The organism is Burkholderia sp. BCC0097 (assembly GCF_902832985.1).
In the GTDB taxonomy this organism is placed as follows: Bacteria; Pseudomonadota; Gammaproteobacteria; order Burkholderiales; family Burkholderiaceae; genus Burkholderia; species Burkholderia orbicola.
Map to the genome: position 1 here is coordinate 91,711 of NZ_CADFDM010000008.1, position 23,203 is coordinate 114,913.

A 23,203-nucleotide genomic window follows, 5' to 3' on the forward strand; every position below is an offset into this window, starting at 1 on the left:
TTGTCTCCGTTTATTGTGCGCCTGGGCGCGTTCCTGTAAACCGTTGCCACGCGATGACCGCCACGACGCCGCACGCGAGCACGGTGGCCATTGCGGCGAAGGTGTGTCGCACGCCGAGCGCCTCGGATGCGCTGCCGACGAGCAGATAACCGAACGGCATCGTGCCGTTGTAGGCCATGCCGTACATCCCGACGAGTCCGCCGCGCACGTGTTCCGGACACTGCCGCTGAATCGTCGCGTTCGTCGACGTGGCCGCGAAGGTGAGGCTGAAGCCGAGCGCATAGAACGCGGGAATCGATCCCGCCGCATCGGTCGTCGCGGCCAGCACGGCCAGCGCGCCGACTGCCGTCCACGGCGCATACGCGATGAACCGGTGCGACGCGCGCGGCCCGAGCGCCGACGACAGCAGCACCGCCGCGCTCAACGAGCCGGCGCCGGCGCACGCGAAGAACACGCCGGTAAAGCGCGCCGCGTCGTGAAAGCCCTGGTCCGCGAGCAGCGGCACGAGCGTCTGGTAGCTGCCGGCGAACAAGCCGATGCACGCGAGAATCGGCAGATAGCGGGCCGAGAACGCATCGGACAGCACGTAGCCGACCGCGTCGCGCAGGCCGCTTTCCGCGCGCGACGGGCGGTCCACCGACGCTGCCCGGATCGACCGCACGCACGCCGCCATGAAGCACAGCGCGAGCGCATAGATCGCAAACGACGTGCGGGGCCCCAGCGTCGGATAGACGAATCCGGCGATGGTCGGGCCGACCATGCGTCCGACGTTGTAGACCATCGTGTTCATCGCGACCGCGTTGGACGTGTGCGTCGCATCCTGCAGGCTCGTCAGCAGCAGCACCTGCCGCGCCGGCGTTTCCACCGCGCTCGACACGCCGATCGCCAGCGCATGCGCGAGGATCAGCTTCACGCCGAGCAGGCCGAGCAGCGACAACGTGAAGAGGCTGCCCGTCAGCAGCAGCGACGCCGTCAGCACGCAGAGCGTCACGCGGCGCGCGTTGGCCGAGCCGATGCGGGAGCCCGCCACCGGTGCGACGATCAACTGCGGCCCGTACAGCAGGAAGTTGAGCAGCGCGAGGATCGCCGCCGAGCCGGACAGGTGATAGATCAGCAGATTCAGCGTGACGTTCTGCGTCCAGCTGCCGAGCACCGACGCGACCTTCCCGCTCAGGTAGCGCCGCAGCGACGCCTCCGACAGCGCGGGAAACAGCCTGTTCACCCAACCCGCTTGCGTCGCCACGTTCATGACAGCGCCTTTCCGCGCGTTTCGGGCGCGAACAGCACGACCGCGGCCGCGGCGACGAACGCGACGATTGTCGTCGCGAGCCCGAGCACGAAGCCGCCCGACGTCGACGCCAGCGCACCGATGACCAACGGCGCGATGAAACCGCCGAGCCGGCCGCCGTTGTATGCGAGACCCATGAAGAAGCCGCGCGATGCCGTATTGCCGATGATCTCCGCGAGGAACGGGCCGGCACCCGCGAAGATCCCGTTCACGCTGAAGCCGGTCAGAAAGATCGCGGTCATCAGCAGCAACGGATTCGCCGACACGATATACACGCCGACGGCCAGCGCGCCGACCAGCAGGTAGGCCAGGAACATCGGCCGCCGGCCGAGCCGGTCGACCCATGCCGAGAACAGCAGGAACCCGGTGATCGCGCCGAACTGCAACGCCAGCACGAACTTCAGGCTATGCACGAAGTCGAGGTGCTTCACCGTGACGAGGAACGTCGGCGTCCACGTGAATACGCCCCAGTAGAGGTACTGCAAAAAGAAGATGAAGCAGAAGGCGGTGAGCAGGCCGCGCACGTTCAGCTTCTCGTGACTCGCGGTGTCGAGCTTGCGGGCCTGCGACTTCGCGTGCCGGCGTTCGAGCCAGATCGGCGACTCCGGCGTCTTGCGCGCGACCCAGAACAGAATGAAGAACGGCGACGCGCCGATCAGGAACAGCAGACGCCAGCTGTCGCCGCCCAACCCGCCATGCGCGGCGCCGACGATGCCCGAGATCGCGATCGCGAGAATCGCGCCGATCGGCAAGCCCATCTGCATCAGCGCGCCGCCCTTGCCGCGCCGGCTCGGATGCCAGGTTTCCGCGACGAGCGCCGCGCCGGCGGTCCAGGTTCCGCCCATGCCGAGCGCGCCGAAAAAGCGCAACGCGGCAAAAGAGTGCGCATCGGGCGCAAATGCGATCAGGCCGGAAAACAGCGAGTAGATGCCGACGCAGAGCAGCGCGGTGCGCACACGCCCGATCCGGTCCGACACGAAGCCGAACAGAATGCCGCCGATGATCTGTCCGGCCGCCGTGACGCTCGTGAACATGCCGAGCTGCGCCTTGCTCAGCCCGAACTGCAGCGCGAGCGTCGGCAGCAGCAGCGACAGCAGGAACGAGTCGTAGCTCTCGAACGTCCAGCCGAGCCCCGCGAGCGACAGCGAACGCCACTCGATACCGGTCATGCGCGTAAGTCCTTTTTCCGCGGCTGCGGACGCCATGTCCTGCGTCGCCACGGTTGCATTCGTCTTCATGGGTTGTCTCCGGGAAGCGCGATGCGATACGTCGATGCGGCCGTCCGGCTGAACAGCGCGGCCTTTTCATCGGCCGACATCGCGGACGCGAGTCGCTTGAAGGCGTTCCACAGCACGCGATAGCCGAACATCCCCTTGTCGACGGGGAAGTTGCTTTCGAACATGCAGCGATCGACGCCGAAGAGTTCGACGCAGGTGTTGAAATACGGCTGCCACGCCGCCGCCAGTTCCTGCGACGACGGCGGCAGCTCGCGCGCGGCGAAGTCGAAGCCGAACACGGTCATGCCAGCGCCGCCGAGCTTCATGCGCGTGTTCGGCAGCGCGGCGAGACGCGCGAGTTGCCGTTTCCACTGCGCATGCACTTCGGCACGCCGGCCGGCATGCGGCCCCACGCCAACGGGGCCGCCAAAATGGTCGATGACGACGATGACGTCCTCGGACGCGCGCGCGAGTTCGTACAGATCATCGAGCTGCGTGTGATAGACCCACGCGTCGAGCGACAGCCCGTAGCGGCCGAGCGTCGTCACGCCCTGCCTGAAAGCCTGCTCCGACATCCGGTCGCACGGCGGCGTCACCGGGCTCGACCGCACGTCGGGGCTCGCATGCCATGCGAGCGGATTGCGGATCCCGCGCAGTCGCCCGCCGGACACCTGCAGCATCGTGTCGAGCACTGCCTCGAGTTCCGCGCCGAGCGACAGATCGGCGCCGCCGACGATGGCCTCGCAGCACCGCGCGGGGCCGTATGCGCCGCTGTCGAACATCGCGGCGACGCCGCTCGCGAATTCCACTTCGCCCACCGGCTTGAACGCCTCCGGCCCGCTTGCACGCAACATCGATCGGCACTGCACGTAGACCGTCGACACGACCCGATGCCCGCTGCGCACGTCCGCGCCGAACTCGTCCGCGAGATAGCGACCGGTCTGGCGGTCCCACAGGTGGTGATGGGCGTCGACGACGGCAAGCTCGGGTTCGAGCACCGGCTCGTCGCGCAGGGCGAGCCACTCGGGCCGGACGGGCAGATGGGGCGCATGAACGGTCTGCATCGCGCTCGCCGTCAGAACTTCTGGCGCATGCCGATCACCACGCCCGTCTGGTTGTGATCGGGCGCGACCGTGCCATAGCCGTTCACGCCGAGCGCGGAGCCGCCCTTGTTGCGCGCGAAACCCGCCGTCGCATAGATATCGGTGCGCTTCGACAGCAGATAATCCGCACACAGCACGGCGAGCCACGGGTCGGCACTCGTCGAATGCACGTCCTGGTAATAGGCCGTCGCCGTGACCACGAACGCCGGCGACACCGCGTATTGCGCGCCGGCCCAGTACAGGTTCGCCGCGCTGGCGTCGGCGCCGTTCGCGACACGGATCGGGTTCGCCGGCAGGAACGCGTTCGACGCCTGAAGATAGCGATAACCGGCGAATCCCTTCACCGGTCCGATCGCATACGACGCGGCGGCCGTGGCGCGCCGCTCGATGCCCGTGTTGGTCGCGACGGTGTTGCTGTTGCGCTGCTCGTACGACACGCTCGCGGCGAGCGGCCCTTGCGCGAAAGTCAGCGCCCCGCTGAAGAAGCGGCCGGTGAGTTGCGCGCCCGGCACCTCGGCGCCATACCCGGTGTCGTAGCGGGTGCTGTACATGGCCTGCGCCGTCAGCGGGCCGAACACGCCGGTGTACTTCGCCGAATTGTCGATACGCGCGGCCGCCGCGTAGTCGACCGACAGCACCGAATACCGCGACGACGCGCCCATCGGGTCGAAGGCCACGGCCTGTTCGTAGAAGAGCGAATTCTGGCGGCCGAACGTCAGTTGCTGGCCCCGGTACGCCAGCCCGACCCACGCCTGCCGGCCGAAAATCCGCGACGTCGTGGCGGCATTCGAACCCAGGCCTTTCGTCGACTGCGCGGTCGTGCCGTCATTGATGTTGAAGCCGCTTTCCAGCTGGAAAAGGGCCTTCATGCCGCCGCCGAGATCCTCGACGCCCTTCAGCCCCCAGCGCGAACCGGACAGATTGCCCGACGCTTCGCGCGTCTGCGCGCCGCCGGTGCTCGTGTTGTTGATGTGCTCGATGCCGACGTCGGCAATGCCGTACAGCGTGACGCTGCTTTCTGCATGGGCGGCACCGCACCACGAGGCCGCGCTCGCGACGGTGAGGGCGCCGAGCACGAAGCGGGATGTCGGGCGGGTATTGCGGCTGACGTGATTCGACAACATGAAGTCTCCAAACTGTTTTTTATGGGTGGGTCCGACGAAGAAAAATTCACGGCTCGCGGGCGGCAGGCGCTTCGCCGGCGCCCGAGCCCGGATCGCCGAGCCACGCGATGGTCAACGCGCCGAGCAGCAGCACACCCGACACGGCGATGAGCGGCGCGGTGAAGCCGCCGGAGAATTGCTTGAGCGCACCGATCATCGACGGCCCGACGAAGCCGCCGAGATTGCCGACCGACACGATCAGCGCGAGTCCGCCCGCGGCGGCCCGGCCGGTGAGGAATCCCGACGGGATGGCCCAGTAAGTCGCCTGGAACGCGAGGATTCCGCTCACCGTGGCGCACAGTGCGATCAGCTTGAAAACCGGCGCATGAATGAAGGCGCTCGCACACAACGCCGCCGCGGCGAGTGCCAGTGCACCGGCGACATACGGAATGCGGTTGGCCGCGCGATTGGCGATACGCGCCCACCAAAGCATCACGCCAGCGCCGATCGCATACGGAATGGCCGTCAGCCAACCGACCACCGCGTGTTCGACGCCGAACTGCTTGATGATCTGCGGCATCCACAAGCCGACGCCGAGCGAGCCGACGATCCCGCAGAAGTTGACGAACGCGAGCACGAACACGCGCCAGTTCGTCATCGCGTCGCGCAGTGTGCTGCCGTGCTTCGCGCCGATGTCGCGCTGCTCGAACGCGAGGCGCTTCGCGAGCGACGCCTTCTCTTCGTCACTGAGCCACGCGGCTTTCTCGGGACGGTCGGCCAGCACGAACAGGCACGCGATGCCGAGGATCACCGCCGGTACGCCTTCGATCAGCAGCAGCCACTGCCAGCTGCGCAGCCCATGCAGGCCGCCGAGTTCGAGCAGCGCGCCGGAAATCGGCGAGCCGATCATGTTTGCGACGGGAATGCCGACGAGAAAGGCGGCCGTCACCTTCGCGCGCCACTTGCCGGGAAACCAGTGCGTGAAATACAGGTAGATGCCGGGCGTGAATCCCGCCTCGGCGAGCCCGAGCAGAAAACGCGCGGCCGCAAAGCTCTTCGGTCCGACGACGAATGCCGTCGCCATCGAGAACAGGCCCCACGTGATCATGATTCTCGCGATCCATACGCGCGCCCCGGCCTTCTGCATGATCAGGTTGCTCGGAATCTCGAACAGGAAATAGCCGATGAAGAACAGGCCTGCACCGACACCGAACTGCTCGGCGGTCAGACCGAGATCCTTGTTCATCGTCAGCGCGGCAAATCCGACGTTGGTCCGGTCGAGATAGCTGATCACGTAGCAGACGAAGATGAACGGCAGGATGCGCCGGAACGCCTTCGCGAGCGTGCGCTCGCTGGCCGCGTAATCGTCGCCGGCCAGGCGCTCCGCGGATGGCGCGTCGGCGCGCGGTGCGTCGTCGCCGGCACGCAGCGCGTGCGAAATGGTCATGCTTGTCTCCTTCGTCGCGCGGCTGGCGGCGCGATCTTTCGGCATGCTGGCGGGAAGCCGACGCGCGGCTTCCCGGCTCGTGGGTCTCAGTCCTGCTTCACTGCCCGTTTCGCTGCCTGTTTCGGCAGCGGGCCGGCAATGCTCATGTCCGCTTTCAGGACGGAACCGGACGTCGATTCGGTGATGAAAAGCGTCTTCATGTCGGGGCCGCCGAAGCACACGCTCGTGAGCGACGCCCCTTTCGGTCCGGTCAGGATTTCGACGGGCTCCGCGCAATGGTTGAGCACCCACACGCGGCCGAGCCCCGGATTCGCGACGAACAGGCGGCCTTCGAGATCGACGGTGAGGCCGTCGGGGCCGCTCGGTCCGTACGACGTGAAGAACTGGCTGACCTTGGTGACCGACCCATCGGCCTGCAGCGGCATGCGCCACACGGCATTGCCGCGCGTCATCGCGACGAACAGCACCTTCTCGTCGCGCGACAGGACGAGCCCGTTCGGGCTCGGGCAGGTGCCGAGCAGCATGTCGAGCTTGCCGTTGGGCGACAGCCGATACACGCGGCCCGTCGGATCGTGCAGCCCGGTCTGCCCCTGGTCGGTGAAATAGAGGTTGCCGGCCGAGTCGAACGTCAGGTCGTTCACGCCCCTGAAGCGCTCGGTGTTGCGGCGCTCGAGATACGGGCGAATTTCACCGCGCTCGATATCGAGCAGCATCAGGCCGTTCCGGTAGTCGGTGATGATCAGGTGCGATGCGTCGAAGCGCTTCATCCCGTTGGGCTCGCCGTCGTATTCGACGACGAGATCCCAGTCGCCCGACGGCGAAATGCGGAAGATGCGCCCGTGCGGAATGTCGGTGACGAACAGATAGCCGTCCGGGTCCCAGACCGGCCCTTCGAGAAAGGAATCGGTGACCATGCCGCCGCGGTTCGCGCGCGCCCATTCCGTGCGGGCGTCCGGCTTGCGAAACTTCTCCGGCATGCGCGTGAACACGTCGGCTTCGCGCACGTCGGGACTCGTCAGATAAAACATGCGTACCTCGATGTCCAGGGTTCAAGCCGCGCTGTGCGCGCGTTCGTCGAGCACCGCGAGCACGTTGGCAGCCGCGCCCTTGCCCATGTTCACGTACGCGGCATCGCTCACGCCGCCGACATGTGGAGACAGAATCACGTTGGGGATCTGCTGGAACGGGTGCGGCACCGTCATCGGCTCGACGTCGAAGCTGTCGAGGCCGGCCGCGCGCAAGTGGCCGCTCGCCAGCGCGTCGGCAAGCGCGGCTTCGTCGATCAAGCCGCCGCGTGCGGTATTGACGAGAATCGCGCCGCGCTTGAAACGCGCGAGCGTGTCGCGGTTGAGCATCCGGCGGTTGTCGGCCGTCAGCGGACAATGCAGCGACACGACGTCCGACTCCGCGTACAGCGTGTCGAGCGGCACCCGCTTCACACCGGCCGGCGCTTCCTTCGCGAACGGATCGAACGCGAGCACCTTCATGCCGAACGCCGCACCGATCGCGGCCACACGCCGGCCGATCGCGCCGAGGCCGACGAGGCCGAGCGTGCGCCCGTCGAGTTCGACGGACTTGTGCGTCGCCTTGTCCCAATGGCCCTCGCGCATGCGGATATCGAGCTGCGGAACCGACTTCGCGCACGCGAGCAGCAGCGCCCATGCGTGCTCGGCGACGGCGGCCGCATTCGCGCCGACCGCGGCGCGCACCGCGATGCCGCGTGCGGCGGCCGCGTCCTGATCGATCACGTCGATGCCGCTGCCGTGCTTCGAAATCACCTGCAGGTTTTCGGCGGCGTCCATGATGCGGGCGTTGACCTTGCCGTAGCGGACGATGATCGCGACCGGCTTGTGCCGGGTGCAGAGCGCCACGATGTCGTCCTCGGTCGGCTGCTTGCCGGCGAACACGACGTCGAACTGCGCAAGCATCTCGAGCGCTTGCGGCGCCAGGTCGGCAGCGGTCACGAGGACGACGGGCTTGTGCGAAGCGGTCTGCATCACAGCGCCTCGCCTTCGGCCAGCATGCCGGCTGCGCGCAGCTCCTTCTCGATCCAGCCCGGACGAAGGTCGCCCTTGTGGATCGCCGCGATACGCGCGGTTTCGACGTCGAGCTTTTTCTGCGCGAGATCGACGACGCGCGCGACGTCGGCGCGCGCAATGACGACGACGCCGTCGGCATCGCCGACCACCAGGTCGCCCGGATTCACCGTCGTGCCGCCCAGCGAGATCGGCGCATTCACGCGCCCCGCGACGCTTTTGGTCGGGCCGCACGGATTGAGGCCGGCCGCGAAGATCGGGTAGTCGCCGTTGGCCAGTTCGTGCGCGTCGCGCACCGCGCCGTCGATGACGATGCCGGCGATGCCGCTCGCCTTCGCCTGCGCCGCCATGATTTCGCCGAGCAGCGCGCACGAGATGTCGCCCTTGCCGTCGACCACGACGACGTCGCCCGGCTTCGCGACGGCGAGCGCCGCATGGATCGCCAGGTTGTCACCCGCGCGGACTTCGACCGTGACCGCCGGGCCGGCGACCTTCATCTTCGGCGACAACGGCCGCACGCGGCCATGCACCGTGCCGCGGCGGCCGGCGACGTCGGCGAGGATCGCGGCCTGATAACGCGCGGCCGCCTGAACGAGTTCCGGCGAGACGCGTTCAATGTCGCGGTTGATCGAAGAAGTGCTGGCGGATGTCTTGCTCATGATTCGACCTCGGGTTGCGCGTTGTACTCTGTACAACACTGGTGTACGTGGTGAAATCACTATAGCCAGACGAGGCGCGTCACGGCACTGGCGTTTACCCTTTTACGTGGTAAACCACCGTTTTACTCTGTACAATATCTGTTGTGTGTCGACGGGAGAGAAGCAATGGGTAATGACGGCGTGGTTGCCGTGGAAAAGGCGCTTTCGCTGCTGGACTGCTTCAAGCCCGGCGCCGAATCGCAGTCGCTCGCGATGCTGTCGCAGGCATCCGGCATGCACAAGACGACGGTCTATCGCCTGATGAACTCGCTGGAGCGAATGGGCTATGTCGTGCGCGCACAGTCTGGCAACTATTCGCTTGGGCACCGCGTGCTGTACCTCGGCAAGCTGTACGAGCAATCCTTCCATCTGTCCACGGTGGTGGAACCGGCGCTGCATGCGCTAGCCGCGCTGACGAAAGAAAGCGCATCGTACTACGTGCACGACAACGGGCAGCGGCTCTGCCTGTTCCGGGTCGAACCGTCCGAAGGCCTGCGTGAAACGCGGCTCGCGGGGACGATGCTGCCGCTCGACGACACGGCCATCAGCCACGTGATCCGTTTCTGGGGACTCGGCGAACCGATATACGACAAGCCGCCCGCACTGCCCCTCTTCACCGCGGGTGCACGCGATGTGCACACAGCAGCGTTCGCGGTGCCGATCTTCGGCGCCGGCGACAAGTTCATGGCGGCACTGACGCTTTCCGGCCCTGCGTCTCGCCTCAGCGTCGCGCACGAGTCGGGCGAGCTGGATCGACCGCAACTGGACGCGGCGGCCGATCTATCCCGGAAGCTGGGGGCGAGTGTCGCGCTCTGCGAGAACCTGTACGGCACCTGATCGCCGTTTTGACACAGGCATGGTTCAAGGCGACGAGCCGTTCGTCGCCTGACCGCGGACACCTTCGCACGACGCCGCACCCGCACGCTGCGGCATGACGAATGCACCGCCGCATCGATGCGACGGCCCGTCCGACCGGGTCTGCCGAGAAAATCGAGCGCGCCGGCACGCGACCCGGCTTGCACGAGCGACGCGCTCGACGCGCCGTCCGCGACGGGGCCGCCCTTACTCGAACGCCTTCAACGCATCCAGCCCGTCCGGCAGCTTCGCATCCGGAAACTGCGTCGACAGCGTGGCGTCCCGCCACCGCGCCACCTCTTCCGCGCGCTGCCGTTCCGCCTGCTCGCACACGAACAGCGCATCGCCGCCGAGCAGCAGGCGCAGCGGCACGTCGTCGCGGCGCGACAGGTCGACGATCAGCGCCGCGATGCGTGCGGGATCTCCAATCTCCTGGCCGCCATACGCGCCGAGCAGGTCGAGGATCTTCCCGACCGACGGCTGATAGTCGGGCAGCAGATCGTCGACGCCGCGCTTCGCCTGCGCGGCCCATTCGGTGCGCATCCCGCCCGGCTCGAGCGTGCACACGCGCACGCCGAACGGCGCGGCTTCCTTCGCGAGCACGTCGCTGAATCCGCCAACCGCCCACTTCGCGGCCTGATACGCGGACAACCCGGGCGTCGACGTCCGCCCGCCGACCGACGACACCTGGAAGATGTGCCCCGCGCGCTGCGCGCGCATCGTCGGCAGCACCGCGCGCGTGAGGTTGATCACGCCGAACAGGTTCGTTTCGATCTGGTCGCGGAAAGCGTCGGCGCTCATCTGCTCGAACGGCGCCGTGTGGCCGTAGCCCGCGTTGTTCACCAGCACGTCGATGCGGCCGAACGCGGCGCATGCTGCCGCGACGGCCTGCGCGGCCGCCGCTTCGTCGGTGACGTCGAGTTCGACCGGCAGCAGCCGGTCGCCATACCGCTCGGCCAGATCGGCCAGTCGCGCCGGATCGCGGGCGCCCGCCACCAGCCGGTCGCCCGCCGCCAGCACCGCTTCCGAAATCGCTCGCCCGAGGCCGCGCGCGGCCCCCGTTACCAACCAGACTTTCGACATTTTCCACTCCTTGATCGTGGTGAAACGATGAAAATGAATGATTACTCACTCATTAATATGGGCGACGTATCGATCCTTCATGACCTGCATCGCCCTGCCTGAAACGCCCTGCCCGTCGTCGCGGCACACGCCGCCACGACGGCCATCCCTGATTCACACCGTGTGCAACACGGCCCACATCGCGCGAAATCCCGCTTCCCGGTATGCGTCGGCCCGCGCCGGATCGCGTGCGATCGACTCCATCGCGGTTTCCGCGATCGACGTGAACAACGCCGAGCAGAACGCATGGGCTTCGTCGCGGTTCAGCGTGCCCGACGCGCCGACCTGTTCACGCAGCAGCGAACCGATCCCGCCGAAGCCTTCCGCGCCGGCCGCCCGATGCGCATCGTCGATGCGGCCGCTCACGCCGAGCTGCTGCAGCGCGCGGCGCCCGTCCGGATTCGCGACGCCCCACGACACGTAGCCGTTCCACGCATGCCGCACGGCCTGCTCGGCCGGCGCGTGTTCCGGAAACCCGGTCATCATCGCCTCGCGCAGGCCGGCCTTCAGGCTCACGTACAGCGCGTTCAACAACGCATCCTTGGTCTCGAAGTACGTGAACACCGTGCCTTCCGCCACGCCGGCGAGCTTCGCGATGCGCGCGGTCGTCGCGCTCGCGCCGTCCTCGGCGAGCGCACGCGCGGCCGCGGCGAGGATGGCGTCGTGCTTGTCGGGACTGCGCGGTCGGGCCACGTTCGATTCCTTTAATGAGTGAGCGCTCAATCATAATCAACCCGGCATCCGGAACGCAAGCCCTGTTACATCCGGGGGAACGCATACGCAAACCATCAAAACGGTGCACTATTGCGTTTTGCCGTACCGGCGCCCGAGCATCCGGCGCCTCATTGCCCTCGACGTTCGTTTCACGTTCACCGTTTCAAACCGCGAACCTCCCATGACGAATCAGCCTTCCCAGACGGCGGCCGACCGGCCCGTCGACATGATCATCTTCGGCGGCGGCGGCGACCTGGCCGCCCGCAAGCTGTTGCCCGCGCTGTACATGGCGCACCTGCACTGCAATCTCCCGCCCGAGACGCGCATCATCGCCGTCGGCCGCCGCGACTGGGGCATCGACGGCTATCGCAAGTTCATGGACGAGCAGTCGCGCCCGTTCATCGACGAGAAGGCGTACGACGCCGACGCGTGGAGCCGCTTCCTCGACCTGTTCAAGTACGTGCTGATCGACGTGAACGTGCCGGACGACTACCTGCGCCTCGCCGAAGCGGCGCGTAGCGACGCGGTGCGCGTGTTCTACCTGTCGACGTCGCCGGAGCTGTTCACGACGATCTGCGACAACCTGTCGGCCGCGCACCTCGTTGACGCGCACTCGCGCGTCGTCCTCGAAAAGCCGCTGGGCCACGATCTCGCGTCCGCGAAGGCGATCAACGATGCGGTCGGCAAGCACTTCGAGGAATCGCAGATCTACCGGATCGACCACTATCTCGGCAAGGAAACCGTGCAGAACCTGATGGTGCTGCGCTTCGGCAACCCGATCTTCGGGCCGCTGTGGCAGGCGCCGAACATCCGCAGCGTGCAGATCACGGTCGCGGAGACGGTCGGCGTCGGCAGCCGCGCGGGCTTCTACGACCATACCGGCGCGCTGCGCGACATGGTGCAGAACCACCTGCTGCAACTGCTGTGCATCGTCGCGATGGAGCCACCCGTGTCGCTCGACCCGGACGCGGTGCGCGACGAGAAGCTGAAGGTGCTGCGCTCGCTGCGGCCGATGTCGCTGTCGGACGTCGCGCGCGACACGGTGCGCGGCCAGTACACGGCCGGCGCGGTGGACGGCCAGCCGGTCAAGGGCTATCTCGAGGAAGACAACGTGCCGGCGGACAGCCGCGCGGAAACCTTCGTCGCGCTGCGCGCGCACATCAACAACTGGCGCTGGGCGAACGTGCCGTTCTTCCTGCGCACCGGCAAGCGGCTGCAGCGCCGCCAGTCGGAAATCGTGATCGAGTTCGCGGACATGCCGTTCTCGATCATCCCGACCGGCCCGCGCAATTACGGCAACCGCCTGGTGATCCAGCTCCAGCCGGAAGAGTCGATCCAGCTGCAGATGCTCGCGAAGGAGCCGGGCAGCGGGATGAACATGGTGCCGGTAAGCCTGAACCTCGACCTGCAGCAGGCGATTCCGGAACGGCGCGCGGAAGCGTACGAACGGCTGCTGATCGACGTGATCCGCGGCCGCCTCACGCACTTCATGCGCCGCGACGAGCTCGAAGCCGCGTGGTCGTGGGTCGAGCCGATCCTCGACGGCTGGAAGCAGCTCGGCGACCGGCCGCGCCTGTACACGGCCGGCACGTTCGGCCCCGCGGCTTCGTCGGCCCTGCTCGCGCGCGACGGGATGTCGTGGGCCGAAGAGGCGTAATCGCAGCACGACGGCGTGCCGCGATGCGGCACGCCCGCTCCCGAAGGGCAGCGCCGCCTGCCCTGCGCCGCTACTGCGGCTCCATCCACGCGGCCTTGCGCCGCGCCGGCGCATCGCCGCCGCTGCCGCCGCCCAGCACCTCGATCAGGTAGTCGACGAACGACGCGATCCGCGACGAGATCGCGGTATTGCGGTAGTACACCGCGTGAATCGGCTGCTGGACGTCGAGCGTGTGGCGCGCGAGCACCTGCACCAGCCGCCCCGCGTCGCGATCCTGCGCGGTCACGAAATCCGACAGGCAGACGACGCCCGTGCCCTCCAGCGCAAGCTGCCGCAGCGTTTCGCCGCTCGACGAATACACGTCCGGCTCGATGCGGTACGGCTCGCCGTCCGTGCCGAGGATCGGCCATACGTTCAACGATTCGGGCTGCGTGAAGCCGAGCAGCGTGTGCTTCGGCAGGTCCTCGACCTTGCGCGGCTGCCCGTGCGCTTCGATGTAGTCGGGGCTCGCAAGCATGCGCACCCGGCTGTTGCCGATCCGCCGGCTGTGCAGCGTCGAATCCTTCAGCCGGCCGATCCGGATCGCGACGTCGGTGCGCCGCTCCAGCAGGTCGATGATGCCCTCGTTGCTGTTCAGCTCCAGCTCGACCTTCGGGAAGCGTTCGCGGTAGCCGCGCACGAGCGGCACGATCACGTGGAGCATGAACGGCGTCGCGGCGTCGACGCGCAGGCGCCCGGACGGCATCTCGCGCCGCGCGAGCATCTGCTCCTCCGCGTTCTCGACCGATTCGATGATCGCGCGCGCATCCTGCAGGAACGCACGCCCCTCCTCGGTCAGTTCGAGCCGGCGCGTGGTCCGGCGCAGCAGCGTGGTCTTCAGCTTCTCCTCGAGCCGCGCGAGCGTGCGGCTCGTGGCCGACACGGTGAGGTCGAGCTGCTGGGCGGCGGCGGTGATCGAACCTGTGTCGACCACGGCGGCAAAGGCCTGGAGTTCGTCGAGCGTGATTTTCATTGTTGATTTGAAATCAAAACAATTTGGTTTATAGACCAGTTTTTCCGCAAAAGTAAAGCCGGCACACTGCGATCCATTCCTACTGAAACCCGGATCCCGTCATGCCACTCGCGTTGCTTGCGCTGACCATCAGTGCCTTTGCCATCGGCACCACCGAATTCGTGATCGTCGGGCTGATCCCGACGATCGGCGCCGATCTCGGCGTCAGCCTGCCGTCGGCCGGCCTGCTCGTCAGCCTGTATGCACTGAGCGTCGCCATCGGCGCGCCGCTCCTCACCGCGCTCACCGGCCGCGTGCCGCGCAAGGCCCTGCTCGCGGGGCTGATGGCGCTCTTCACCGTCGGCAACCTCGTCGCGTGGCAGGCGCCGGGCTACGAATCGCTGATCGTCGCGCGCGTCCTCACCGGCCTCGCGCACGGTGTGTTCTTCTCGGTCGGCTCGATCATCGCGACGACGCTCGTGCCGAAGGACAAGGCCGCCAGCGCGATCGCGACGATGTTCAGCGGCATGACCGTCGCGTTCGTCGCCGGCATCCCGCTCGGCACCTTCATCGGCCAGCACTTCGGCTGGCGCGCGACGTTCCTGATCGTCGCGCTGTTCGGCCTCGTCGCGTTCCTCGGCGCGGTCGCCTTCGTGCCGCGCGGGCTGCCGCAGACGCCGCCCGCGCCGCTCGCCCGCCAGCTGCGCGTGCTGGCCCAGCCGCGCCTGCTGCTCGTCTATGCGATGACGGCAGTCGGTTACGGCGGCTCGCTGATCGCGTTCACCTATATGGCGCCGCTGCTCGAACAGATCGCCGGCTTCACGCCGTCGCAGGTCAGCCTCGTGCTCGTCGGCTACGGCGTGTCGGTCGCGGTCGGCAACGTGTGGGGCGGCAAGCTCGCGGACGCCGTCGGCCCCGTGAAGGCGCTCAAGCGGATCTTCCTGCTGCTCGCGATCGTGCTGCTCGCGCTGACCTTCACGATCCACGTGAAATGGCTCGCGGTGCTGACGATGCTCGCGTGGGGCGCCGTGGCGTTCGGCAACGTGCCGGGGCTGCAGGTGTACGTCGTCAAGCAGGCTCGCCACTTCGCGCCGGACGCCACCGACGTCGCATCGGGCTTCAATATCGCCGCCTTCAACCTCGGCGTGGCCGGCGGCTCGTCGCTCGGCGGCCTGATCGTCGCGAACGTCGGCCTCGGCCACACGCCGTGGATCGCCGCCGTCGTCACGCTCGGCGCGTTTGCGCTCACCGCATTGAGCGGCTGTCTCGACAGCCGTCAGGGCCTGCCGGCACGCACGGCCGAACCCGTCGAACTCGCCCATTGAACGTCACCTTTTCACAGGAGCCACCAGCATGAACGCATCGACCCAACGTCCGCCGTTCGCCGGCAAGACTTTCGAAGTCCGTTACGACGGCCTCATCGCGCTCAACGCGTACGACGAGGACGGCCGCCACATGCGCTACGAGATCACCGAAGGCCCGTACGCGGGCGCGAAGGGCGAAGTCGAATACACGTGGCAGCCCATCGCCGGCGAGACCTACGCGATCTCGTGGCAGGAATCCGATCGCGCCACCGTCGTGCACATCGACGATTTCGCCGCCGGCACGTCACGCTCGTTCTTCACCGCGTCGTCGCTCGATTTCTACCGGCTCGACGGCAGCCTGCGCGCGGTCTGAACGGAGCAACCCGATCATGTCCACCTCCCTCGACAAGCTCGCCGCCGGCGGCTTCAGCATCGGCATCGAACTGCCGCTCGACAACGACTGGACCCCGTCCGGCAACGCGAAACGCCGGCATGACGGCCGCCACCCCGGCGAGCCCGACCTGGAAATCCACGCGGAGCTCGCGCAACTGGCCGACACGCTCGGCTTTCGCGCGCTCTGGGTGCGCGACGTGCCGGTGTACGACCCGTCGTTCGGCGACGCCGCTCAGGTGTTCGAAACGTTCTCGTATCTCGGCTACCTCGCCGGCATCACGCGCGACATCCTGCTCGGCACCGCGGCCGTCGTGCTGCCGCTGCGCGAGCCGCTGCTGACGCTGAAATCGGCCGCGACGATCCAGGAACTGAGCGGCGGGCGCCTGCTGCTCGGCGTCGCGAGCGGCGACCGGCCGGTCGAATATCCGCTGTTCGGCCGCGACTTCGCGTCGCGCGGCGCGAACTTCCGCGACCAGATCGCGCTGCTGCGCGACGGCGCACGCGGACATCTGCCGCCCGGCCTGGACGTGCTGCCCGCCGCCCGCTCGCCGGTGCCGCTGCTCGTCGCGGGCCTCGCGCAGCAGACGCCCGCGTGGATCGGCGAGCACATGGACGGCTGCCTCGCGTATCCGGGCACGCCGGCCGATCACCTGCAGCGCGCCGCGAACTGGCGTGCGGTGGCGGGCGACAAGCCGTACGTCAGCTTCATCCACCTCGACCTCGCGGAAGATCCGCACGAACCGCTGCAGCGGCACCGCTTCGGCGCCCGCGCGGGGCGCATCGCGCTGACGGAGGAACTCGCGGCGATGCGCGACGCGGGCGTGCGGCACATCGGGCTGCATTTCCGCCGCAACCGGCGGCCGCTCGACGAGACGATGGCCGAGATCGCGGCGGACGTCCTGCCCGCATTCCATCCGGAAACGAATCCGCAGACGCTTGCCGCATAAGGCCGGCAAGCGCATTCCAATGGGCGAATGGCGAGCCAATATTTGATTTCAAATCAAATATTTTTGACCTCTAAAGGCGTTTATTTCATCAGTCTCAAGCGCCAGAATGACTTCCATACCGCAATCGTTCCCCCTCTTTCAGGAGCACAGATGAGCAAGATTCCCGCATTCGGCCTCGGTACCTTCCGCTTGCAGGGCCAGGTCGTCATCGACTCGGTCCGAAACGGCCTCGAAGTCGGCTACCGCGCGATCGACACCGCGCAGATCTACGGCAACGAAGCCGAAGTCGGCGAAGCGATCGCCGCATCGGGCGTGCGCCGCGAAGACCTGTTCCTCACGACGAAGATCTGGGTCGACAACTACGCGCCGGAGAAACTGGCGGCCAGCCTCGAGGAAAGCCTGCGCAAGCTGCGCACCGACGTCGTCGACCTGACGCTGATCCACTGGCCGGCGCCGGGCAATGGCGTGTCGATCGACGCGTTCATGACCGCGCTGGCGGAGGCGAAGGCGAAGGGTCTCACGCGCCAGATCGGCATCTCGAACTTCAACATCGAACTGACGAAGGAAGCGATCGCGGCCGTCGGCAAGGATGCGATCGCGACGAACCAGATCGAACTGAGCCCGTACCTGCAGAACCGCAAGCTGGTCGAGTTCCTGAACGCCGAAGGCATCCACGTGACGTCGTACATGACGCTCGCGTACGGCAAGGTGCTCGGCGACCCGGTGATCGGCGCGATCGCGCAGCGTCACGACGCGACGCCGGCGCAAGTCGCACTCGCGTGGGCGCTGCAACTCGGCTACTCGGTGATTCCGTCGTCGACCAAGCGCGAGAACCTCGCGAGCAACCTGCTCGCGCGGACGCTGCGCCTGACCGACGAAGACATGGCGCAGATCGCCGCGCTCGAGCGCAACGGCCGCGAAGTCGACCCGGCCGGCCTCGCGCCGAAGTGGGACTGAGCACGCGGCGGCTTCATCCGATATGACCCATCCGCGGCCCCCGGGCCGCGGCACCGACAGGACCCGACAGGACACCACCATGACCCAGGACCCGCTTTTCCAACCGCTGCGACTCGGCGCGCTGACGCTGCCGAACCGCATCGTGATGCCGCCGATGACGCGTTCGCGCGCCAGCCAGCCCGGCGACGAAGCCAACGAACTGATGGCCGCGTACTACGCGCAGCGCGCGAGCGCGGGCCTGATCGTCAGCGAAGGCACCTACATCGCGCCGCTCGGCAAGGGCTACGCGTGGACGCCCGGCATCCACACGCCGTCACAGGTCGCCGGCTGGCGCAAGGTGACGGACACCGTGCATGCCGCGCACGGCCGCATCTTCGCGCAGCTGTGGCACGTCGGCCGGCTGAGTCACACGAGCCTGCTCGGCGGCCAGCAGCCCGTATCGTCGTCGCCGCTCCAGGCGAAGGGCGTGAACGTGTTCATCGCCGGTGAAGACGGCAGCACGCCGGGCTTCGTGCAGGCGTCCGAGCCGCGCGCGCTGTCGATCGACGAGATCCGCGAGATCGTCGACCAGTACCGCGCCGCCGCCCGCCACGCGATCGAAGCCGGCTTCGACGGCGTCGAGCTGCACGGCGCGAACGGCTACCTCGTGAACCAGTTCATCGATTCGAACGCGAACACGCGCACCGATGCGTACGGCGGCTCGCTGGAGAACCGGCTGCGCTTCCTGCGCGAAGTCACGCAGGCGCTGATCGAAGGAGCCGGCGACGCGTCGCGCGTCGGCATCCGTCTCGCCCCGCTGACCACGCTGAACGGCTGCGTCGACGACGACCCGGAAACCACCTACCTCGCCGCCGCGAAGCTGCTCGGCGAACTCGGCGTCGGCTATCTGCACATCGCGGAAGCCGACTGGGACGACGCGCCGCTGATGCCGGTCGCCTTCAAGCAGCAATTGCGCGCCGCGTTCCCGGGCGTGCTGATCTATGCCGGCGCGTACACCGCCGAGCGCGCCCGCGAAGCGATCGCCGCCGGCTGGGCCGACCTCGTCGCATTCGGCCGCCCGTTCGTCGCGAACCCCGATCTCCCCGAGCGGCTGCGCACCGGCGCCGCGCTCGCGCCGCACGATCGCAACACGCTGTTCGGCGGCGGCGCCCACGGCCTGACCGACTACCCGACGCTCGCGCAAGCCGCGGCCTGAACGCTTCTCCCGTTCGTGCTCGGCCAGCCGCTGTACGTCGGCTCCACGCAGGTCAACATCAAACCGGTCGCGATCCGCTGATCGCGCGCCTGCCCTGCGGCAATCGCGGCGACTATCGGCGCGATTGTCATTTCCGCATTGCAGCCTGTGCGATCGGCGTCTAACGTTGACGGGATCGACGCCGTACGACCGTCACCCGACCTGAAAGGACGCCCCGTCATGCCAAGCCGCTCCCCGACACGCGACATGCTGCTGGCCCTTGCGGCCGGTCTTTCCCTGGCGGTTTTCACCGCGCCCGCCCACGCCGACGAGGCCGCCGGCCTCGCGCCGCCAGCGCCGGCCACGCCGGTGCTGGCGACCACCGCGACCGGCGTGCAGATCTATGCGTGCGAATACGATGCCGACCACCGGCTCGCGTGGGCCTTCAAGCGCCCGGAGGCGATGCTGTTCGATGAAAGCGGCACGCTCGTCGTGCGGCACGGTGCGGGGCCATCGTGGGAAGCGCTCGACGGCAGCCGCATTACCGGCAAGAAGCTCGCGGAAGTGCCGAGCGCAAGCGCGGCCAGCGTTCCGCAACTGCTGCTCGCGGCGACGCCGGCGGCAACCGGCACGCTCGCCGGCGTACGCTTCGTGCAGCGGCTCGACACGGCGGGCGGCACGCCGCCGGTCGCGACCTGCACGACCGAGCATGCGGTCGGCCGCTTCCCGTACTTCGCGCGCTACGTGTTCCTGAAGTGACGCGCACGACGTCGCAAGCGACGGGCATCATCCCGTCGCCTTTCGCCATGCCTCGATTTAATCAACCATCCTATATTTGATGCGGGAAAGCGTGAAATCGCCGACACCCTCGTTCCGTCTGGTCAGCGCGTCCGCATCGACAGTTCGACGTCGCCGCCGAACGGCACCGACAGATAGCCGTTTTCCGGCGCACGCACGTAAGCCAGGTAATCGGGGCTGTATTCCGCGTTGTCGGCCACGACGAACGCGCCCGCCCCGAGCCGCGGCTCGACCCGCGCGAGAATCTCCGGATACAGCGCCTTCGCACCGTCGAGCAGCAGCAGATCGACCGCATCCGGCAGATCGTTAGCCAGCGTACGCAGCGCATCGCCTTCGCGAATCTCCACGAGATGGGCCAATCCGGCTGCCGCCAGGTTCGCCCGTGCGCGCACGACCTTCGACGGCTCGAACTCGCTCGTGATCAGCCGCCCGCCGCCGTTGTCGCGCAGCGCGGCCGCGAGATGCAGCGTCGAAATGCCGAATGACGTGCCGAATTCGACGATTGCCTTCGCACCGCCGCCGCGCGCGAGCATGTACAGCAGCATGCCCGTCTCGCGCGACACGGGAAGCGGGTAGTCCTTCAGGCGCGCATACAACTCGGCGTAGTCCGTCTTGCTGCGCATCAGCCGCACTTGCTCGTCGCGCGACACGTTGGCGAAGGCCGGGCTCGTCGCGGGCGACGACGCGTCGGCTTCGTCGAACAGGCGCGCCAGCAGCGAAGCCAGCGGGTCGAGCATCAGGGTGGTCATGCGATATCTCCGGTAGCAGTTGAGTGCGTCGTTGCACCCGACTAGAATATGACGAACTATTCAGGTTTTACTATTCGCATTGGCAAACCGCTCATGACCGACCGCCGAAACGCCCCGATCGCCACGCGCAAGCAGCCTCGGCAGGCGCGCTCGACCCGTCTCGTCGAGGACGTCCTGCAAGCGGCTATTCAGGTTTTGGCGAGTGAAGGCGCGCAGCGCTTCACGATGGCGCGCGTGGCCGAGCGGGCCGGCGTGAGCGTCGGCTCGCTGTACCAGTACTTCCCGAACAAGGCGTCCGTGCTGTTCCGGCTCCAGCACGACGAGTGGCGGCAGACGCACGACATGCTGTGCGGGATACTGCAAGACACGCGAAAGACGCCGCCGGAGCGGCTGCGCACCGCCGTCCACGCGTTCATCCGTTCGGAATGCGACGAGGCGCCGATGCGCATCGCCCTCGACGATGCGGCCCCGCTCTATCGCGACGCCCCCGAGGCGCAGGAAGTGAAGGTCGAGGGCAATCGTGCGTTCAGCGCGTTCATGCGCGAAGCGCTGCCCGACGTGCCCGACGCCACGCATGCGCTCGCGTGCGAGCTGATCCTGACGACGCTCACCACGGGCGGCAAGGCATTCTCCGAAACGGCGCGCACGCCGGCGGAAATCGACGCTTATTCGGCCGCGATGGCCGACATGTTCTGCGCGTATCTCGCGCATCTCGCGCACGATTGAGGCCCGCGCCGACACGGAAACCGCTCACGCGCGCCAGCCGTATCGTCCGGATGCAGGTGGCGCGCGGCGATGAATCCCGTCACCCGCCCCGGTTCGCGCCGGCTTCCGGCCCATTCTGAAAGCAATTCGCAAGATCCAGTGCCTCGCCCGCTTGCGCGCTGCCTGCCGACCCTGCATTCAAATAGTCGCCTTAACGGATTCGAACTAGGCGTATACACGCGGGCCGGCGCGACGGAGCCCCGTCGCACGCCGATATAAGCGCTGCGACATGCGCTGCATGCTCTTCCCCCGATGGGACGTGATGGGCGGCTCGCCTAACCTTCGCTACGGCAAAGCACACGTGACGGGGTCGCCCACACCACGCGTCGTCCGACGCGACACCCTCGCGATCGTTTCGACTCGCCCGTAACGACACACACCACGCGTCATGCGTCCCAACGACGTTGCCGATCAATCCAACTAGATACGAGACACCCTGACGACGGTTCGCTACGGGCCGTTTCAGCATGCTGATAAAGGAGCAAGCTCATGAGTGATACCCCGGTGCAGCCGACGGTCGGCGTCGGCGCGGAAGAAACCGGCTTGGGCGCCAACGGCGCCATCGACCGGTACTTCGGCATTTCGTCGCGCGGCAGCACGCAGCGCCGCGAGATCATTGCCGGCGTGACCACCTTCCTCGCGATGGTCTATTCCGTGTTCGTCGTGCCCGGCATGTTCGGCAAGGCCGGCTTCGACACGAGCGCGGTGTTCGTCGCGGTGTGCCTCACGACCGCGTTCGGCTCGCTGCTGATGGGCCTGTGGGCGAAGCTGCCGATCGCGATCGGCTGCGCGATCTCGCTGACCGCGTTCACCGCGTTCGGGCTCGTGCTCGGCAAGGGGCTGCCTCCGACGGTCGCGCTCGGCGCCGTGTTCCTGATGGGCCTCGTGTTCACCGGCATCTCGGTCACCGGCGTGCGTTCGTGGATCCTGCGCAACCTGCCCGCGGGCGTCGCGCACGGCACGGGGATCGGCATCGGCCTGTTCCTGCTGCTGATCGCGTCGAACGACGTGGGCCTCGTGATCAAGAACCCGGGCGCCGGCCTGCCGGTCTCGCTCGGCCAGATCACCGCGTTCCCGGTGATCATGTCGGTCGTCGGCCTCGCCGCGATCTTCGGCCTCGAAAAGCGTCGCGTGCCGGGCGGCATCCTGCTCGTCGTGATCGCGATCTCGGTGTTCGGCCTGATCTTCGATCCGGGCGTGAAGTACCGCGGCATCTTCGCGCTGCCGTCGCTCAGCGCACCGGGCCACGCGTCGCTGATCGGCGCGATGGACATCAAGGGCGCGCTGTCGATGGCCGTGCTGCCGAGCGTGCTGGCTCTCGTGATGACCGCCGTGTTCGACGCGACCGGCACGATCCGCGCGGTCGCGGGCCAAGCCGGCCAGCTCGACGCGAACGGCCGCATCATCAACGGCGGCCGCGCGCTGACCGCCGATTCGATCAGCTCGATCTTCTCCGGCTTCCTCGGCGGCGCGCCGGCGGCGGCCTACATCGAGTCGAGCGTCGGCGTGGCCGCCGGCGCGAAGACGGGCCTCGCGGCGGCCGTGGTCGGCCTGCTGTTCCTCGTCGTGATGTTCTTCTCGCCGCTCGCGGGCCTCGTGCCCTCGTATGCGACCGCACCGGCGCTGATGTACGTCGGCCTGCTGATGCTCGGCAGCGTGAGCAAGCTGCACATGGACGACATGGTCGACGCGATGTCGGGCCTCGTGTGCGCGGTGTTCATCGTGCTGACCGCGAACATCGTGACGGGCATCATGCTCGGCTTCTCGACGCTCGTGATCGGCCGCGTCGCCAGTGGCGAATTCCGCAAGCTCAACGTCGGCACCGTGCTCATCGCCGCCGTGCTCGTCACGTTCTATCTCGGCGGCTGGGCCATCTGAGCGCAAG

The 23,203-nt window shown here is 67.5% G+C and carries 22 protein-coding genes; 10 read left to right on the top strand and 12 right to left on the bottom strand.

Annotated elements, in window-relative coordinates; all coding sequences use genetic code 11:
* Nucleotides 1-10: 10 nt before the first annotated feature.
* The 8 genes from HWX07_RS26310 to HWX07_RS26345 form a co-directional block, all read right to left on the bottom strand.
* The gene (locus tag HWX07_RS26310; RefSeq protein ID WP_175878229.1) at nucleotides 11-1,249 is read right to left on the bottom strand and encodes an MFS transporter; all 1,239 of its coding nucleotides are present in this window, start codon (nucleotides 1,247-1,249) and stop codon (nucleotides 11-13) included.
* Nucleotides 1,246-2,526: an MFS transporter gene (locus HWX07_RS26315; protein ID WP_175878230.1), complete on the bottom strand. Its 1,281-nt coding sequence runs from the start codon at nucleotides 2,524-2,526 to the stop codon at nucleotides 1,246-1,248. The genes HWX07_RS26310 and HWX07_RS26315 overlap by 4 nt, the downstream gene beginning before the upstream one ends.
* Nucleotides 2,523-3,569 carry an amidohydrolase family protein gene (locus HWX07_RS26320; protein ID WP_175878231.1) on the bottom strand — a complete coding sequence of 349 codons (1,047 nt, stop codon included), beginning with the start codon at nucleotides 3,567-3,569 and terminating at the stop codon, nucleotides 2,523-2,525. Before HWX07_RS26320 ends, HWX07_RS26315 begins: the two co-directional genes overlap by 4 nt.
* Before the next feature lie 11 nt (nucleotides 3,570-3,580).
* Entirely contained in the window at nucleotides 3,581-4,732 is a 1,152-nt protein-coding gene (locus HWX07_RS26325) for a porin (RefSeq protein WP_175878232.1), read from the bottom strand.
* Between the two features lie 46 nt (nucleotides 4,733-4,778).
* Complete coding sequence (locus HWX07_RS26330) at nucleotides 4,779-6,158, bottom strand: MFS transporter (protein ID WP_175878233.1); 1,380 nt, start codon at nucleotides 6,156-6,158, stop codon at nucleotides 4,779-4,781.
* An 86-nt stretch (nucleotides 6,159-6,244) separates the two neighbouring features.
* Nucleotides 6,245-7,186, bottom strand: a complete 942-nt coding sequence (locus tag HWX07_RS26335) for an SMP-30/gluconolactonase/LRE family protein (RefSeq protein ID WP_175878234.1) — start codon at nucleotides 7,184-7,186, stop codon at nucleotides 6,245-6,247.
* A 21-nt stretch (nucleotides 7,187-7,207) separates the two neighbouring features.
* Nucleotides 7,208-8,155 carry an NAD(P)-dependent oxidoreductase gene (locus HWX07_RS26340; protein WP_175878235.1) on the bottom strand — a complete coding sequence of 316 codons (948 nt, stop codon included), beginning with the start codon at nucleotides 8,153-8,155 and terminating at the stop codon, nucleotides 7,208-7,210.
* Nucleotides 8,155-8,853 (bottom strand): RraA family protein, encoded by a 699-nt coding sequence (locus HWX07_RS26345; RefSeq protein ID WP_175878236.1) that lies wholly within the window; start codon nucleotides 8,851-8,853, stop codon nucleotides 8,155-8,157. The genes HWX07_RS26340 and HWX07_RS26345 overlap by 1 nt, the downstream gene beginning before the upstream one ends.
* A 165-nt stretch (nucleotides 8,854-9,018) precedes the next feature.
* Here HWX07_RS26345 and HWX07_RS26350 point away from each other — a divergent pair, with 165 nt between their 5' ends.
* Nucleotides 9,019-9,729, top strand: a complete 711-nt coding sequence (locus HWX07_RS26350) for an IclR family transcriptional regulator (RefSeq protein WP_175878237.1) — start codon at nucleotides 9,019-9,021, stop codon at nucleotides 9,727-9,729.
* A gap of 225 nt (nucleotides 9,730-9,954) precedes the next feature.
* On the opposite strand, the gene HWX07_RS26355 is transcribed toward HWX07_RS26350, so the two are convergent.
* Together HWX07_RS26355 and HWX07_RS26360 are read right to left on the bottom strand one after the other, a co-directional pair.
* The gene (locus tag HWX07_RS26355) at nucleotides 9,955-10,830 is read right to left on the bottom strand and encodes an SDR family NAD(P)-dependent oxidoreductase (protein ID WP_175878238.1); all 876 of its coding nucleotides are present in this window, start codon (nucleotides 10,828-10,830) and stop codon (nucleotides 9,955-9,957) included.
* Nucleotides 10,831-10,983: 153 nt separating this feature from the next.
* Nucleotides 10,984-11,562 carry a TetR/AcrR family transcriptional regulator gene (locus HWX07_RS26360; RefSeq protein ID WP_175878239.1) on the bottom strand — a complete coding sequence of 193 codons (579 nt, stop codon included), beginning with the start codon at nucleotides 11,560-11,562 and terminating at the stop codon, nucleotides 10,984-10,986.
* Between the two features lie 202 nt (nucleotides 11,563-11,764).
* On the opposite strand from HWX07_RS26360, the gene zwf reads away from it, so the two are divergent.
* Nucleotides 11,765-13,240: a glucose-6-phosphate dehydrogenase gene (zwf, locus tag HWX07_RS26365; RefSeq protein WP_175878240.1), complete on the top strand. Its 1,476-nt coding sequence runs from the start codon at nucleotides 11,765-11,767 to the stop codon at nucleotides 13,238-13,240.
* Between the two features lie 70 nt (nucleotides 13,241-13,310).
* Here zwf and HWX07_RS26370 read toward each other — a convergent pair whose 3' ends face one another.
* Nucleotides 13,311-14,252 carry a LysR family transcriptional regulator gene (locus HWX07_RS26370; RefSeq protein ID WP_175878241.1) on the bottom strand — a complete coding sequence of 314 codons (942 nt, stop codon included), beginning with the start codon at nucleotides 14,250-14,252 and terminating at the stop codon, nucleotides 13,311-13,313.
* Nucleotides 14,253-14,353: 101 nt separating this feature from the next.
* On the opposite strand from HWX07_RS26370, the gene HWX07_RS26375 reads away from it, so the two are divergent.
* The 6 genes from HWX07_RS26375 (at nucleotide 14,354) to HWX07_RS26400 (ending at nucleotide 19,765) form a co-directional block, all read left to right on the top strand.
* Nucleotides 14,354-15,556, top strand: a complete 1,203-nt coding sequence (locus HWX07_RS26375; protein WP_175878242.1) for an MFS transporter — start codon at nucleotides 14,354-14,356, stop codon at nucleotides 15,554-15,556.
* 28 nt (nucleotides 15,557-15,584) lie between these two features.
* The gene (locus HWX07_RS26380; protein WP_175878243.1) at nucleotides 15,585-15,908 is read left to right on the top strand and encodes an adenylate cyclase; all 324 of its coding nucleotides are present in this window, start codon (nucleotides 15,585-15,587) and stop codon (nucleotides 15,906-15,908) included.
* A gap of 16 nt (nucleotides 15,909-15,924) precedes the next feature.
* The gene (locus HWX07_RS26385; protein ID WP_175878244.1) at nucleotides 15,925-16,875 is read left to right on the top strand and encodes an LLM class oxidoreductase; all 951 of its coding nucleotides are present in this window, start codon (nucleotides 15,925-15,927) and stop codon (nucleotides 16,873-16,875) included.
* A gap of 150 nt (nucleotides 16,876-17,025) precedes the next feature.
* Nucleotides 17,026-17,832: a 2,5-didehydrogluconate reductase DkgB gene (gene dkgB / locus HWX07_RS26390; protein ID WP_175878245.1), complete on the top strand. Its 807-nt coding sequence runs from the start codon at nucleotides 17,026-17,028 to the stop codon at nucleotides 17,830-17,832.
* Nucleotides 17,833-17,911: 79 nt separating this feature from the next.
* Nucleotides 17,912-19,027: an alkene reductase gene (locus HWX07_RS26395; protein ID WP_175878246.1), complete on the top strand. Its 1,116-nt coding sequence runs from the start codon at nucleotides 17,912-17,914 to the stop codon at nucleotides 19,025-19,027.
* Nucleotides 19,028-19,246: 219 nt separating this feature from the next.
* On the top strand, nucleotides 19,247-19,765 hold the full coding sequence (locus HWX07_RS26400) for a DUF3455 domain-containing protein (protein ID WP_175878247.1): 519 nt from the start codon (nucleotides 19,247-19,249) through the stop codon (nucleotides 19,763-19,765).
* Between the two features lie 122 nt (nucleotides 19,766-19,887).
* On the opposite strand, the gene HWX07_RS26405 is transcribed toward HWX07_RS26400, so the two are convergent.
* Nucleotides 19,888-20,553, bottom strand: a complete 666-nt coding sequence (locus tag HWX07_RS26405; protein WP_175878248.1) for a class I SAM-dependent methyltransferase — start codon at nucleotides 20,551-20,553, stop codon at nucleotides 19,888-19,890.
* A 48-nt stretch (nucleotides 20,554-20,601) separates the two neighbouring features.
* On the opposite strand from HWX07_RS26405, the gene HWX07_RS26410 reads away from it, so the two are divergent.
* Together HWX07_RS26410 and HWX07_RS26415 are read left to right on the top strand one after the other, a co-directional pair.
* A complete protein-coding gene (locus HWX07_RS26410) occupies nucleotides 20,602-21,279 on the top strand; it encodes a TetR family transcriptional regulator (RefSeq protein ID WP_175878249.1) in 678 nt (225 codons plus the stop codon).
* A 528-nt stretch (nucleotides 21,280-21,807) separates the two neighbouring features.
* Nucleotides 21,808-23,196 carry an NCS2 family permease gene (locus tag HWX07_RS26415; protein ID WP_244130038.1) on the top strand — a complete coding sequence of 463 codons (1,389 nt, stop codon included), beginning with the start codon at nucleotides 21,808-21,810 and terminating at the stop codon, nucleotides 23,194-23,196.
* Nucleotides 23,197-23,203: the final 7 nt, after the last annotated feature.

What these genes read in the sequence shown, in the direction of transcription:
- zwf (WP_175878240.1), top strand. Translation starts at nt 11,765, where the DNA reads ATGACGAATCAGCCTTCCCAGACGGCGGCCGACCGGCCCGTCGACATG.
- HWX07_RS26350 (WP_175878237.1), top strand. Translation starts at nt 9,019, where the DNA reads ATGGGTAATGACGGCGTGGTTGCCGTGGAAAAGGCGCTTTCGCTGCTG.
- HWX07_RS26320 (WP_175878231.1), bottom strand. Translation starts at nt 3,569, where the DNA reads ATGCAGACCGTTCATGCGCCCCATCTGCCCGTCCGGCCCGAGTGGCTC.
- HWX07_RS26405 (WP_175878248.1), bottom strand. Translation starts at nt 20,553, where the DNA reads ATGACCACCCTGATGCTCGACCCGCTGGCTTCGCTGCTGGCGCGCCTG.
- HWX07_RS26370 (WP_175878241.1), bottom strand. Translation starts at nt 14,252, where the DNA reads ATGAAAATCACGCTCGACGAACTCCAGGCCTTTGCCGCCGTGGTCGAC.
- HWX07_RS26335 (WP_175878234.1), bottom strand. Translation starts at nt 7,186, where the DNA reads ATGTTTTATCTGACGAGTCCCGACGTGCGCGAAGCCGACGTGTTCACG.
- HWX07_RS26380 (WP_175878243.1), top strand. Translation starts at nt 15,585, where the DNA reads ATGAACGCATCGACCCAACGTCCGCCGTTCGCCGGCAAGACTTTCGAA.
- HWX07_RS26385 (WP_175878244.1), top strand. Translation starts at nt 15,925, where the DNA reads ATGTCCACCTCCCTCGACAAGCTCGCCGCCGGCGGCTTCAGCATCGGC.
- HWX07_RS26375 (WP_175878242.1), top strand. Translation starts at nt 14,354, where the DNA reads ATGCCACTCGCGTTGCTTGCGCTGACCATCAGTGCCTTTGCCATCGGC.
- HWX07_RS26330 (WP_175878233.1), bottom strand. Translation starts at nt 6,158, where the DNA reads ATGACCATTTCGCACGCGCTGCGTGCCGGCGACGACGCACCGCGCGCC.
- HWX07_RS26340 (WP_175878235.1), bottom strand. Translation starts at nt 8,155, where the DNA reads ATGCAGACCGCTTCGCACAAGCCCGTCGTCCTCGTGACCGCTGCCGAC.
- HWX07_RS26310 (WP_175878229.1), bottom strand. Translation starts at nt 1,249, where the DNA reads ATGAACGTGGCGACGCAAGCGGGTTGGGTGAACAGGCTGTTTCCCGCG.
- HWX07_RS26415 (WP_244130038.1), top strand. Translation starts at nt 21,808, where the DNA reads ATGAGTGATACCCCGGTGCAGCCGACGGTCGGCGTCGGCGCGGAAGAA.
- HWX07_RS26315 (WP_175878230.1), bottom strand. Translation starts at nt 2,526, where the DNA reads ATGAAGACGAATGCAACCGTGGCGACGCAGGACATGGCGTCCGCAGCC.
- HWX07_RS26400 (WP_175878247.1), top strand. Translation starts at nt 19,247, where the DNA reads ATGCCAAGCCGCTCCCCGACACGCGACATGCTGCTGGCCCTTGCGGCC.
- HWX07_RS26355 (WP_175878238.1), bottom strand. Translation starts at nt 10,830, where the DNA reads ATGTCGAAAGTCTGGTTGGTAACGGGGGCCGCGCGCGGCCTCGGGCGA.
- HWX07_RS26345 (WP_175878236.1), bottom strand. Translation starts at nt 8,853, where the DNA reads ATGAGCAAGACATCCGCCAGCACTTCTTCGATCAACCGCGACATTGAA.
- HWX07_RS26395 (WP_175878246.1), top strand. Translation starts at nt 17,912, where the DNA reads ATGACCCAGGACCCGCTTTTCCAACCGCTGCGACTCGGCGCGCTGACG.
- dkgB (WP_175878245.1), top strand. Translation starts at nt 17,026, where the DNA reads ATGAGCAAGATTCCCGCATTCGGCCTCGGTACCTTCCGCTTGCAGGGC.
- HWX07_RS26410 (WP_175878249.1), top strand. Translation starts at nt 20,602, where the DNA reads ATGACGAACTATTCAGGTTTTACTATTCGCATTGGCAAACCGCTCATG.
- HWX07_RS26325 (WP_175878232.1), bottom strand. Translation starts at nt 4,732, where the DNA reads ATGTTGTCGAATCACGTCAGCCGCAATACCCGCCCGACATCCCGCTTC.